A 14,946-nucleotide genomic window follows, 5' to 3' on the forward strand; every position below is an offset into this window, starting at 1 on the left:
GTGCTTAGCGTCCGCGACGGCCTGCTCAGTCGACTGGGGGAGCGGTATGTCGTCGCGTGTGCGCAAAGCCGGGCTGCTCGGAGCGCTGTGGGCGTTCGGCCCGGCCAAGGTGGTCGCCGTCGTCCTGGTGCTGGCGGTCACCGCGACCAGCGGCGGGGACGCGGTCGACGGGTGGGGGCGGTCGGAGACCTACGCGGCGGACAAGTCGTCGACGCCGGGACCGGGGCAGCGGTGGGGTGAGGCCCGGTCCGACCCGGACCACCTCGCGGGCGCACCCGGCAACGACACCGTCCCCGACACGCTGAGATCCCGCTACCCGAAGGTCCAGTGGGACGTCCAACCGCACAACACCGCGTCGGTGGAGGCGCCGCCCGCCACCGAGACCAAGGGCTTCGAAGAGGGCAAGAGCCAGGAGAAGCCCGAGGCGCGCACCAAGCACGAGAAGGTCTACACGAACCGGGACGGCACCGAGACCACCGAGTTCTCCGCCGGCGCGCTCAACTACCGCGACGGCGACGAGTGGAAGCCCATCCGGACCGAGCTGGTCGCGACGGACCAGGGCTGGCACAACGCCGCCGACGAGGTGGACGTCCGCCTGGCCCGTCGAGCCGACGCCGAGCGCCTCACCACCCTCACCGTCGATGCCGACCACGAGGTCTCCTACGGCCTGGCCGGGTCCAACAAGGTCGACGGCGCCGCGAACGGCAGCACGGCCACCTACACCGAGGTCCAGCCCGGCGTGGACCTGGAGCTGGAGTCGCAGCCGGGCGGCGTGAAGGAGACCCTGGTCCTCACCCGCCCCGGCGCCACCACCTTCACGTTCCCGCTCACCCTCAAGAACCTCACCGCGCACGTCGAGCACAACCAGGTCCTGCTCAAGGACGAGGGCAACACGACCCGCGCCGTGATCCCGCCCGGTGACATGGTCGACGCCAACGGCGCCCGGTCCACCGCCGTCACCTACGCCCTGACCAGCCACGACGGCCGCCAAGCCCTCCAGATCACCCTGGACGCGCGGTGGCTGGGCCAGGCGGCCTACCCGGTGGCCGTCGACCCGACCGTCCAGCTCCCCGTCACCGGCGAGGCCGCCGACAGCAGCCTCTACGTCAACGGCACCTCGTCGTCCCCCGGCGGCAACACCCTGCTGGTCGGCCCGAACGCCGCCTCCTACCTCCGCTTCGGCGGCCTGGTCGACAAGCTCCGCCACCACACGATCTTCGGCGCCCAGCTCTGGCTGGTGAACTACGACGCCGACTCGTGCAAGCCCCGCACCGTCACCGTCCACCCGGTCACCCAGAGCTGGGCCTCCAGCGACGACGTCGACTTCCCCGGTCCGAGCACCGGCGGCCGGCTCGCCGAGCGCTCCTTCGCCCACGGCCACATCGCGTTCGGCCAGTCGTCCTCCAACTGCCCCACGGCGGGCGAGCTGATCAACCTCGGCGGCGGCGGACGAGACCTGGTGCAGAAGTGGGTCGACGGCGCGCAGGCCAACCACGGCCTCTCCCTGCGCGCGAGCGGCGACGGCTCCGGCAAGAAGTTCACCGGCCCCGCCACCGCCAACCCGCCACGCCTCTACGTCACCCACAGCCCGTACAACGCGACGTACGCGCTGGCCGACCCGGTGCCGAAGCCGCCCGTCCTGCAGAACCAGGACGGCAAGGTCAAGATCGCGGTCACGAACAAGAGCGCCTCGGCCTGGGCGCCCGGCGACTACTACCTGGCCTACCGCGCGTACAACGCCAAGACCGGCGCGTCGGTCGTCCAGCAGCGCTCCGCCAACCTCACCGCCACGGTCGCCCGCAACCAGCGCGTCACCCTCGACGCCACCGTCAAGGCCCTCCCGCCGGGCAAGTACTTCCTCGACTTCACCATGGTCAAGACCGGCGGCCCGGTGTTCACCGACCACCAGGTCCCGCCCGGCCGGATCGTCCTCGAGGTCTTCGACATCCCGCCGGTGGTGCAGGAGCTGCACCCGCCGAACGGCTACCAGACGCCCACCCTCACCCCGCAGCTGTGGGCACGGGCGCTGGACGTCGACGCGCCGCCGAGCGTCACCATGCAGTTCAAGTTCGAGGTCTGCGAGCGCGACGCCGCCGGCAAGCCGGTCAATTGCGTGAACTCCGGGTACCAGGCCAAGACCGCCTGGACCGTCCCCACCGGCACGCTCAGGTGGAGCAAGGCCTACGACTGGCGCGCGTACGTCAAGGACGCCACCAACGAGATCATCTCGCCGTACTCCACGATCCTCACCAGCGTCCCGCAGCCGGAGATCACCTCGCGCCTCGCGGGCGGCCCGTACGGCACCAAGGACCAGGAGTTCGACCCGCAGACGGGCAACTACTCCACCGCCGCCGTCGACGCCTCGGTCACCACGGTCGGCCCGGAGCTGCGCGTGGTCCGCACCTACAACAGCCTCGACCCCCGCCGGGACGGCATCTTCGGCGCCGGCTGGTCCACCCGCTACGACATGAAGCTCGTCCCGGACGACGACGGCTCCGGCAACGTCGTGATCACCTACCCCGACGGTCAGCAGGTCCGGTTCGGCCGCAACGCCGACGGCACGTTCGCCGCGCCGTTCGGCCGCCAGGCGAGGCTCACCGTCGACACGACCGCGTGGCGGCTGCTCGACCTCTCCGGCACCACCTACCAGTTCTCCCTCAACGGCAGGCTCACCCGGATCACCGACAGCGCCAACCGCGCGGTCGTGCTGACCTACGACACCACCACGGGCAAGCTGCAGAAGGCCCAGGTGTCCAACAGCCAGACCAACACCGCCGGCCGCCACCTCGCGTTCACCTGGACCGGCAACCGCGTCACCGCCGTCAAGGCCGACCAGACGACGTGGAGCTACACCTACACCGGCGACCTGCTCACCAAGGTGTGCGCGGGCACCGCCTGCACCACCTACGAGCACACCACCGGCTCCCACTACCGCACCGCGGTCCTCGACTCGCGCCCCGAGTCGTACTGGCGGCTCGGCGAACCCGAGGGCACGGCCGCCGCCGGCGAGGTGGCCGTCAACCTCGGCAAGGACGTGGGCACGTACAAGAACGTCACCCTCAACACCCCGGGCATCAACGCCACCGACACCGCCGCCTCCTTCAACGGCACCACTTCCGCCGTCGACCTCCCCAAGGGCACCCTGAAGAAGAGCCGTGACGGCGCGGTCGAGCTGTGGTTCAAGTCCTCGGTCACGGGCTCGGGCGGTCCGCTGCTCGGCTACCAGGACAAGGCGCTCGGCAGCACGTCCACCACCGGCGTCCCGATCCTGTACGTCGGCACGGACGGCAAGCTGCGCGGCCAGTTCGGCGTCGGCGCGATCAGCCCGATCACCAGCGGCGTCCTGGTCAACGACGGCAAGTGGCACCACGTCGTGCTCAGCTCCATGGGCACCACGCAGACGTTGTTCCTCGACGGGGCGAAGGTCGGCGAGCTCACCGGCAAGCAGATCGACCACGAGAAGCTGACGTTCAACCAGATCGGCGCGGCCCACGCGACCGGCACGTGGCCCGCCTGGGGCACGACGCCGCAGCGCCACTTCGCGGGCGTGATCGACGAGGTGGCGGTGTACTCCGGTCCGGTCGGCCCGCAGACCACCACCGCGCACCGCAACGCCAACAACCAGGCCGACCTGCTGTCGAAGATCACCCTGCCCAGCGGCAAGGTCGCCTCCGCGATCACCTACGACACCACCCGCGACCGGGTGAAGGAGCACACCGACGACAACGGCGGCACGTGGCGCGTCGGCCCGCCCGCGGTCTACGGCGGTGACGACGACCTGCGCCGCACGGTCGAGGTGCTGGACCCGGCGAACCGGCCGAGCCTGTACGAGTACGACGCCCTGGGCGGCTGGCTGCTGCGCCTGGGCCGCCCGCTGGGCCTGGAGGCACGTTCCGAGGACCGACCTGGCGAGCCGACCACCACACCCACGCCGCCCGCGGAGACGTGCAGCAAGCCCGACCCCAACGACCCGTCGTTCTGCACCACGATCCCGGACAGCTCCGGCGGCCCGGTGTTCGTCCGCTACGGCGCGGAGGGCATGAGCATCCGCTCGTACTCCTACGACGACAGCGGCCGGATCACCGTCGTCACCGACGAGAACGGCGACACGGTCACCCTCGGCTACGACGCGCGCGGCAACATCACCTCGACGAAGACCTGCCGCACCGCCACCGAGTGCCACACCACCTACGAGACCTACCCGACGACCGTCACCGACGAGTACGACCCGCGCAACTTCCTGCCGCTGGAGTCTCGCGACGGCCGCTCGGCGAGCGCGACCGACACCACCTACCGCACCACGTTCAGCTACCACCCGACCGGCCAGGTCCTCCAGGAGACCGCGCCGGACGGCAGCTTCGTCAAGCACACCTACACCAACGGCGCGGAGGCCGCCGTCAACGGCGGCTCACCGCCCGCGGCGCTGCTCGCGTCCACAACGGACGCACGCGGCAAGACGACCCGGTACGCCTACTACAACAACGGCGACCTGGCCCGCGTGACCGAGCCGAACGGCCTCGTCACCGAGTACACCTACGACGACCTGGGCCGCCGCGCCACGGTCAGGACGATCTCCGACAGCTTCCCCGCCGGTGTCGTCACCACGTTCACCTACGACGCCATGTCGAGGCTCCGGACCACCACCGGCCCGATCACCACGGACGCCGTCACCGGCGAGAAGCACCAGCTCCGGACCACGAACACGTTCGACGCCGACGGCAACACCACCCGGGTCGAGCAGGCCGACACCCAGGGCAACGACCCGGCCCGCGTCACCACCTACGACTACGACCAGCACAACCGCCTCTCCCGCGAGACCGACGCCGAGGGCGGCGAGACGTCCTACGAGCACGACGCGTTCGGCCACCGGACCTCCGAGACCGACCCGAACGGCAACCGGTTCGACTTCGCCTACACCAGCCGCGGCGACCTCGCCGAGGTGCGGCTGCGCGACTGGCGCAGCGACCCGGCGGGCGTGCCCGCGCCGGCCAACGGGTACCTGCTGGTCACGTCGCTGTCCTACGACTTCGCGGGCCGGCTCGCCAGTCGGACCGACGCGATGGGTCGCCGCACGGAGTTCCAGTACTGGGGTGACGGCCTGCTGCGCCGCAAGGTGCTCAAGGACTTCCACAACCCCGACGGCAGCAAGCGCGACTTCGTGCTGGAGGACAACACCTACGACGGCGCGGGCAACCTGACCCGCAAGGTCACCGCCAACGGCAGGTCCGTCACCGAGCACACCCACGACCGGCTCGGCCGGGTGGCGACGGTCGTGGTCGACCCGACCGGCCTGCGCCGCACCACCACCTACTCCTACGACGGCGGCGACAACGTCACCCGCACGGTCACCGGCGGCAAGGCGTCCAACGTGCCGTGGGAGGTGTCCGCGACCCCGGAGACGGTCACCTACCGGCACGACGACGTGGGCAACGTGGTCGAGCAGACCGTCACCGACGGCACCACCGACCGCGTCACGCGGTTCGGCTACGACCAGCGCGGCCACCAGACCTCGGTCACCGACCCGCGCCTGAACACCACCACCTACGGCTTCGACGAGCTGGGCCGCCAGGTCACGGCCACGGGCGCGGCGGTGGCGGTGGAGCGCGACGGCGGCGCGCCGACGACCGCGAACCCGACCGCGAAGACCGGCTACAACACGTTCGACGAGGTGGTGGCCTCGGCGGACGAGCTGGGCGCCGTGTCGACCGTCGAGCACGACCGGCTCGGCCGGGTGGTGACCGCGACCTCGCCCACGCACCAGGGCATCACGCCCGTCGTCAAGGCGTCCTACGACGGCAACGGCAACGTCACCGAGGTCGTCGACGCCCGCGGCCACGCGACGAGGTTCGCCTACGACCAGCTCGACCGCGTCGTCACCCACGACGCGCCGGCGAGCACCGGCCGTGCCGTCTCGCGCTACACCTACACCCGCGCCGGCCAGGTGCTCTCCACCACCGCGCCGGACGGCGCGCGGACCGAGTCCACCTACGACGACCTCGACCGCCCGCTCACCTCGACCCGGTACGAGCGCAAGCCGACCACCGGCACGTTCACCGCGTGGCAGCGCTACGACGACCTCGGCAACGTGACCTCGGCCGTCGCGCCCTCCGGCGCCGCCACCGCGTTCACCTACGACACGCTCGGCCAACTGGTCAAGGAGACCGACCCGGCGGGCGTGCCCACGCACCGCGGCTACGACGCGGCGGGCAACGCCGTGCGCGTCACCGACGGCCTCGGCCGCACCACCCGCCTCGCCTTCGACCTGTTCGGCGACCAGGTGGCCCGGTCGGAGCTCAAGGCCGACGGCACGGTCCTGCGGACCACGAGGTTCGGCCACGACCCGGCGGGCAACACGACCACCGTCACCGACGCCAAGCTCAACACCACCACCTTCGAGTTCGACGCGGGCGACCGGCTGGTCCGGCAGGTCGAGCCGGAAGGCGTCACGCAGGAGTTCGGCTACGACGCCGCGGGCAACCTGACCCGCTACACCGACCCGCGCGGGCACCGCACGATCACCACCTACAACGCGTGGGGCCTGCCGGAGAAGGTGACCGAGCCCGCCACCGCGGCGCACCCGACCGACCGCACGTGGACCTCCGAGTACGACGCGCGGGGCAACGAGGTCAAGCTGACCGCCCCCGGCGGCGTCGTGCGGACCCGGACCTACGACGCGGTCGGCCGGCTCATCGCCGAGACCGGCAGCGGCGCCGAGAAGCCCACCACCGCAAGGGAGATCACGTACGACGTGGTGGGCCGGGCGACCCGCGTGGGCTCCGACACCTACACCTACGACGACCGCGGCAACCTGCTCACCACGTCCGGTCCCGGCGGCACGGCGGAGTTCGGCTACGACGCCGACGGCAACCCGACCACCCGCCGCGACGCGGCCGGCACCGCGACCTACACCTACCTGAAGGGCCGGCTGGACACCGCCTCCGAGGGACTGGCCGGCGTCACCCGGACGTACGGCTACGACGCGGCCGGCGCGGTGAAGACCATCGGCTACGGCGCGGGCCGCACGCGCACCTACGGCTACGACGACCACGGCCGGCAGGAGTCGGACGTGCTCACCGGCTCGACCGGCCAGGTCATCTCGGCCGTCGCCTACCACCGCGACGAGCTCGACCTGGTCTCCCGCAAGACCGAGAACGGCGTCGAGACCACCTACACCTACGACGCGGTCGGCCGGCTGAAGACCGCCACCACGGGCGGCGTCACCACGCCGTACGAGTGGGACGCGGCCGGCAACCGCACCAAGGCGGGCGCCAAGACCTCGACCTACGATGAGCGCAACCGCCTGCTGTCCGACGGCGACTACACCTATACCTACAGCCCGCGCGGCACGATGACGAGCCGCACCAGCTCCGGGCACACCGAGCCGTTCGCGTTCGACGCCTTCGACCGGATGGTGGGCGCGGCCGGCCAGAGCTTCACCTACGACGCCCTGGACCGGGTCGCCACCCGCAACGGCGCCGCGTTCACCTACGCGGGCCTGGACGACGAGGTGGTGTCCGACGGCACGGCCACGTTCGCCCGCGGCCCGGGTGACGAGCTGCTGGCCACGAAGAACGGCGACACGCCGCGCGTGCCGGTGGCCAACGGCCACGGCGACGTGATCGGCGCGCTCGCACCGGACGGCCAGGCGCTGTCCGACCGGACCGCCTACGACGCGTTCGGCGAGGTCACCGCCAAGACCGGCGACACCGGGCCGCTGGGCTACCAGGGCGACTGGACCGACCCGGCCACCGGCCAGGTCGACATGGGCGCGCGCTGGTACGACCCGGCCACCGGCGGGTTCGGCTCGCGTGACGACATCCCGTTCCAGGGCGGCGACGGCATCCGCGCCAACCGCTACGCCTACGGCGCGGGCGACCCGGTCGGCCAGGTCGACCCGGACGGCCACTGGTCGTGGCCGTGGGACTGGTTCGACGACGACGATGACGCGCCGTCGCAGTGGGTGGTGCCCTACGAGTGCTACCTCTGCTTCGACCACGAGGACCTCAGTTACGCGATCCGCGAGCAGGCGGACCGGCTCTCGGGCAAGAAGAAGAAAAAGCAGTCCGGCGCGAACGGCACCTACCCGAGCTACGCGCCCGGCCCGGCCTACAAGGGTCGTGGCGGTGGCGGCAGCTGCGGCGCCTGCTACGACGCGAGCGCGGCGGCCCGGGCGGAAGCGGCCCGGCGGGCCGAGCACGAGCGCAAGCGGCGCGTCACCGCGCAGGCCAAGGCGGCGGCGCAGTACTCGGCGCGGCACGTGCCCAGGACCGTGTCGGGCGCGGCGCACGCGCCGGTGACGAACATGCCGAAGACCGTGTCCTCCGACCCGAAGCTGCCCGCGGGCAAGGTCGGCGCGAACCGCGACGTGGTGGCCGACGCCAAGCGCGGCACGGACAAGATCTACGACGCGGCCGTGCAGAAGGCCGGCAACCCGGTGAGCAACACGTCCGCGGCGAGCAAGTCCGGCGCCGGTGGCGGTGGCTTCGCGTGGAAGTGGCCGAAGTGGCAGGGCTGGAAGGCCGAGGGCAAGGCGCTGCTGAACGGCCTCGCCGAGATCAGCGGCTACAACGACGGCAAGCGGTGCGTCACCGAGGGCGACGTGGAGAGCTGCGTCTGGGCCGGCGTGTCGGCGCTGTCGCTGTTCGCCGGTCCGTACGGGGTCGGCGCGGTGCGTGCCGCGAAGGGCGTCCGGATGGGCGCCAAGCACGCCGACGAGATCGTGGACGCGGCGTGCTCGCTGGTCGCGGCCAACAGCTTCGCCGGCGACACGGCGGTGCGCATGGGCGACGGCTCGATTAAGGAGATCGAGGACGTCCGGGTCGGCGACCGGGTCGCGGCCACCGACCCGACGACCGGGCGGACCGGCGCCTTCACCGTCACCGACCTGATCACCGGCACCGGCCTGAAGCAGCTGGTCGAGGTGGAGGTGGAGGCCGAGGGGCGCACGTCCACCCTCACCACCACCGACGGCCACCCGTTCTGGGCCGACGGCGGGTGGGTCGAGGCCGGCGACCTCGTGGCCGGGCAACGACTCTCGGAAGGCACCGTCGTCGGCGTCCGGTCGTGGGCGGAACAGCGGACCGTCCACAACCTGACCGTCGACACCGTGCACACCTTCCAGGTCGTGGCCGGCGACGCGGACGTGCTCGTGCACAACGCGGGCAAGTGCGGCAAGGCGTTGGCCAAGGTGCGCGCGGGCGCGGCCGCGGTGAAGAACGGCGTGGTCGGCGGCGCGAAGGCGGTGGGGCGCGGTGCGCAGGCGGTGGGGCGCGGTCTCGCCAACTTCGGCCGCGGCCTGTGGGAGGGCTCCAAGACCGTCGGCCGCTGGGCGGGCACCAAGTTCGTCCGCAACCCCATCGGCTACGTCCGGTCGAGCCCCGGCAAGGCGCTCGCGCAGTGCCTGGGCGTCAACGGGGTCGTCACCGGGCTGACCGTCTACCTCAACGGCGGCCAAGCCCAGTTCAAGCCCGAGAACGCCGTGATCATCGGCGTGGCCGGGTGTCTCGGTACCACGGTCAAGGACGCCTGGTACTTCGACCGGCAGTGATGAGAGGAATCATGTTGTCCAAGAGATCCGGCGTGGGCTTGCTGGCGGTCGCCGCCGCAGTGCTCGCGATGGTGGCGGCGCCACCGGCCCAGGCGGACTCGTCCGGCGGGGGCGGGGACTACGTCTCGCTGAACGGTCACGCGCACGTGCTGGACACCCGTGACGGCACGGGCGGTGTGACCGGCGAGCGCGGTGCGCAGACCACGACGACCTTCCCGGTGCTCGGCGTCGGCGGCGTGCCGACCAGCGGTGTCGGCACCGTCATGGTGCGCGTGGCGATCCTCGCCCCGACCGCCGAGACGTGGCTGGAGCTGTGGCCCGACGGCACGGCCCGGTCCGGGGACGCGACCGCCGTCACCGCCCGGCCGGGCGAGGACCTGTCGGCGTTCTTCGCGGTGAAGGTCGGCGCGAACGGCAAGGTCGCGGTGTACCAGGCGGCCGGCAAGGCCCACGTCGTGGTCGAGGTGCACGGCTACTTCAAGTCCGCGCAAGGCGCCAACGGCGGCGGGTTCGTGCCGGTGGCGCACACCCGCACGATCGACACGCGCAGCGGTCTCGGCGTGTCCACCGGGATGATCCCGGCGGGCGGCACCCGGACCGTGACGCTGACCGGCGGGCTCATCCCGGCCGGCGCGTCCGCCGCGTACGTGAACCTGGCCGTGCCGGGCGCGTCGGCGAAGGGCTGGATGGCCTACGCGCCGTCGGGCCTGGCCACCCGGCCCGTGCTGAACTACGTGGCCGGCACCACGCAGCAGGCCGCGGTCGTGCAGCTGAGCGCCGACGGCAAGGTGACCTTCACCAACAAGGGCACGGCCGCCGCGCACTTCATGCTGAACGTCGAGGGCTACTTCACCGGCTCGGCCACCACGGGCAGCGGCTTCCGGGGCGACGACGGCCGTTTGGTCAACACGCGGTCGGTCGGCGCGGGCCTGCCGGTGGCCGCGAACGGCGTCCTCGACGTGCAGGTCGGCGGGACGTTCGGGCTGCCGACCCGGGGCATCGCGGGCGCGTTGCTGTCGATCACCACCACCTCGGAGGCCGCCGGTTACGTCAAGGCGTGGCCGCTGGGCCAGGCCGAGCCGGGGCTGACGATGATGGACCACGGCATCAGCCGCCGGACCAACTCGATCGTGCTCAAGCCCGGCACGGACGGCAAGATCCGCATCCGCAACGGCAGCTCCGACACCATGCACGTGATCGTGGACCTCCAGGGCTGGTTCGCCGAGCCGCTGCCGACCGTGCCGGTGGTGCCCGACAGCCGCACGACGGTGTTCCAGGCCGCCCCGGTCGCCGGCGCGCGCGTCGGCACGCTGGAGTACGCCTACACCGACAACGCGGGCCGGGTCGTCCACGGCCACCAGTCCGATGTGGACAACTTCGGCTCGATCCAGTGGACCGTGATCTCGGGCAACGAGGCGTTCAGCGGGCAGCCCGCGATCGCGCAGCTGTCCGACGGGCGCATCCAGGTGACGGCGCAGCGCCGTGACGGCGACATCTGGTCGGTGACCCAGACGGCCGCCGGCGCCGTGACGTGGGGCGCCTGGAAGGACTTCGGCGGCTCGATGGCCGCCGCGCCGACCGTGGCGAAGCTGGCCGACGGCTCGTTGGCCCAGTTCGCGGTCGACGCCGACGGCAAGCTGTGGGTGTACCAGCAGAAGGGCTCCGTGCCGTTCTGGCGGAACCTGGGCGACCAGAACCTGGTCGGCGGTCTCACGGTCGTGACCGTGCGCGACGGCGTGCGCGTGTTCGGCCTCGACGGCGCCGGTGTCGTGAAGACCGTCCAGTTCTACCACGACGGTTCGCTGTCCCCGTGGACCGACCTGGGCGGCTCCGGCTCGTCCGGCGCGCCCGCCGTGGTCGTCCGGCCGGGCTACCAGCTGCAGGTCTTCGTGCGCGGCGCGGCGGGCACGATCGTCACCAAGCTCCAGGACGCGGCCGGCACGTGGCCGGGCGACTGGACCGGGATCGGCACCGGCGCGGTGACCCCGGCCGGCGCCCCGGCCGCCGTGCTCGACCCCGCCCTGGGCCGGGTCGCCGTCGTGGTCCGAGGGTCGGACAACGAGATCCACCGGGTCTGGGAAACCGCCACGGGCTCCAACACGTGGGGCGAGTGGTCCTGGCTGATCGACGGCGTCTCGGACCTCTCGGCCACCGACCCGACCGCCGTCCCCTTCGCAGGCGCCAACGGCGAATCCTGGCTGGTGACCTTCCGCAGCCCGAACGGCACCCCGCGGTTCGTCGACCGCCGGATCTGACCGCCGATCCTGATCACCGCAGAACGGGCCGGGGCACTCAAGCCCCGGCCCGTTCTGCCACTGTGCTCGGCGAGAACGCCCTCGATCAACTGGTCCACGAGAGGGCGTCGCCGCCCTCAAAGCACGGACCGCGTGATCAACCCCGGGCGAACGGGCCCGGCGTCACCACCTCGAACGGCAGGTGCGTGATCGTCGTGCCACCGCGCTGGACCCGGAACTCGTCCAACGCGCCCTTGAACCGGTCGGCGCCGTCCGGCCTGGCGCCCAAGTGCAGGCCGTCCACCGCGAACGCGTCGCCGTACGTCAGCGAGCCCTTGATCGCCGCACTGCCGCGAACCGCGCCGTCGACCAGCAGCTCCAACGTCCCGCCGACCCGGCGCAGCACGACGTGGTGCCACTGGCCGTCCCCGAACGCACCCGCCGACGCGACCGACGTCGGCCCCGCGTCGGTCTGCACCCTGGCCAGCAACCGGCCCTGGCTGGGCTGCGCGCGCAACCACAGCCCGCGCTCTGTCGCCCCCACGCCGTAGGCCCACACCAACACCTGGTCGGCCGTGCCCGCGGTGTACCGCATCCGGAAGTCGATGGCGAAGTCACCGTCCAACGCCTGGTACGGCACCATCACCGCGTCGTCCACCCCGTCGAACGCCAGCGCCCGGCCGTTCACCCCGGCCGTCGTCCCCGCACCGCCCCGCACCGCGGAGTGGTGGCACAGGGCGGAGGTGTCGGCGGTGGCCGGGCCGAGCGGCGTGCGGACCACGTCGTGCGCCTGCGTGTTCTGGTGCTCGAACCCCCACCACAGGACCCGCTTCCCGGCCACGGTCAGCTGGACGTCGTCCACCTTGCCGTCGAGCACGTCGGAGCCACCCGGCTTCGACCCGACCCGGACCCCGAGGGTGTTCGACACCGACCCGGTCAACCCGGTCGCCACCGCCGGGACACCCCCGTCGACGCCCAGCTCGACCCGGTCGCCGACCCGCCGCAGCACCAACTGGTGCCAGGCGCCGTCACCGAACGCGTCCGCCGACGACGGGTCGCCGAGCGCCACCTCGACGTGTCCCGCGTCGGTCTCCACCCACCCCAGGAGCCGGTCCTGACCGGGCTGGGCCCGCACCCACACCGACGGCGCGCCGCTCGTCGCCCCGTACGCCCACAGCAGCGCCTGGTTCGCCGCGCCTTGGTGCTGGAACCACAGCGAGAAGGTGAAGTCCTGCGCCCCGGCGTCCAACGCGGGCGTGTACGGCGTCTCCACACCGGGGTGCGTGGCGTCGACCGCCAACGCCGTGCGGCCGATCCGGCCCGCGACCGTGCCCCGGTAGCCGCCGAGCAGGTTGCCGTCCGCGCAGTGCCCGGACAGGTCGTCGGTGATGGGCGCCGTGACCCTGGTCGGCGCGACCGCGCCGTCCACGACCTCGAAGGGCAGGTTCAGCACTTCGACGCCCGCCTTGCGGACGGTGAAGTCCTTGAGCACGCCCGAGAACGGGTCCGCGCCGTCCAGCCGCGACCCGAGCCGCCACCCGGTGCGCGCCTTCGCGACCGCTCCACCGACACCCGTCGCGGTGGCCGACGCGCCGTCCACGGTGAGCGTGACCCGGTTGCCGGCGCGGGCCAGGGAGAGCCGGTGCCAGGCGTTGTCGGCGTAGGTGCCCGGCAACGAGACCCCGGCCGTCCCGGTGGTCCCCTCGACCCGGGCGTGCACGCGGCCGGACTGGATCCGCACCCACACCTGGGGTGTGTCCGCCCCTTGACCGAACGCCCAGAACAAGGCCTGGTTGCCGGTCGACCCGCCGTGCCGGAACGACGTCTCGACGGCGAAGTCCTGCGCGCCGACGTCCAGCGACCGCGAGTACGGCACGTCGGCCTGCCCGGTGAGCCCGGCGTTCACCGATCCGCGCACGTAGGCGTCGTTGGCCTGGAGCGTGGTGTCCGGTGACGTGGGCCCGGCGGTCGGCGTCGCCTCCGCGGACGGGTTCGTGCCGCCGGGGATGTGCGCCTGGTACGTGGTGAACCGGTTGAACCGGATCTCGTCGGCCGAGAAGTTCGTGCCGCCTTCGTACAGCAGGCCGATCTCACCCGTGGCGAGCTCGGCGAGGTCCGAGTACCCGGCCCGGCCGGTGTTGACCAGACCGCCCACGCCCCACGTGGCGCCGTCGTCCACCGAGTAGCGGATGCGCATCAGCTCGCGGTCCACCGGGTCGGACGGGCCGGAGAACAGCAACGTGCCGTTGCGCAGCGCCAACACCGCGCCCTGCACGTTCGGCGTGGTGAGGCTGGGCACCGGGGTCGACCGGGACACCGTCGTGCCGCCGTCCGTGCTGATCGCGCGGGTGCGGTGGTGGCCGGTGGCGATGTCGTTGCGCCCGGCCACGTACAGGTCGCCGTTGGCGAGTTCGGCGACGGACATCTCGCCGGGCACGACCTGCCCCTCGACGAACGAGTCGGGCGTGGTGCTCGCCTGCCACGTCTCACCGTGGTCGGTGCTGTAGAGCACACCGGCGTAGTCGGCGTTGTTCACGAACTGGTGCGCGCCCACCACCAGCCGGCCGTCCCGGAGCTGGACGCCGTGCGACGGCCCGGTGGCGAACCACCCCCGGGTGGTCCCGTCGAACGACACCGGGAGCTGCCGCGCGCCCGACCAGGTCAGCCCGTCGTCGTCGCTGTGCTGGACCCACGGCAGCCGCACCCCACCCGGCGTGGCCTCGTTCGACGTGGACAGCAGGAACACGCGCCCGGTCTCCCTGTCCACCACCGGCGCGGGGTTCCCCCTGGTGAACGGCCTCTCCGCGTCCCCGGGAACCCCGCTCAACACCACCCGGACCGGCCCCCACGTCCGCCCGTCGTTGGTGGACCGCCGCACGACGAGGTCGATGTCGCCGCGATCGCCGCACGAGGGCGACTCACGGGCCTCGGCGAACGCCAGCAACGTGTCCGCCGCCGTCCTCACCAGCGCCGGGATCCGATAACACCCGTACCCGCCGGTGCCGCCTTTGAACAGCACGTGCTCGACGCCGATGGACGACGGCGACGCCGCGACGCCGCTGCCCCAGGCCGGTGCCGGTGCCACCACCAACCCCAGGACCAGCACAAACCCCAGAAGTCTGCTCATTGGCGCAGGCTAGGCAGCCGCACTACCAGCGGACTTCC

General features: G+C 72.3%; 3 protein-coding genes. 2 read left to right on the forward strand and 1 reads right to left on the reverse strand.

The genetic code is table 11. The features are described 5' to 3' along the window. The first annotated feature begins 46 nt into the window (after positions 1-46). A complete protein-coding gene (locus ABTZ99_RS15785) occupies positions 47-9,547 on the forward strand; it encodes an RHS repeat-associated core domain-containing protein (protein WP_499611903.1) in 9,501 nt (3,166 codons plus the stop codon). 11 nt (positions 9,548-9,558) lie between these two features. After that, on the forward strand, positions 9,559-11,802 hold the full coding sequence (locus ABTZ99_RS15790; protein ID WP_499611904.1) for a DUF8189 domain-containing protein: 2,244 nt from the start codon (positions 9,559-9,561) through the stop codon (positions 11,800-11,802). 136 nt (positions 11,803-11,938) lie between these two features. On the opposite strand, the gene ABTZ99_RS15795 is transcribed toward ABTZ99_RS15790, so the two are convergent. Further along, a complete protein-coding gene (locus ABTZ99_RS15795) occupies positions 11,939-14,908 on the reverse strand; it encodes a LamG-like jellyroll fold domain-containing protein (protein ID WP_498779924.1) in 2,970 nt (989 codons plus the stop codon). Between the last annotated feature and the right edge of the window lie 38 nt (positions 14,909-14,946).

Origin of the sequence: Actinosynnema sp. NPDC002837, from assembly GCF_040295345.1 — a bacterium.
Lineage (GTDB): Bacteria > Actinomycetota > Actinomycetes > Mycobacteriales > Pseudonocardiaceae > Actinosynnema.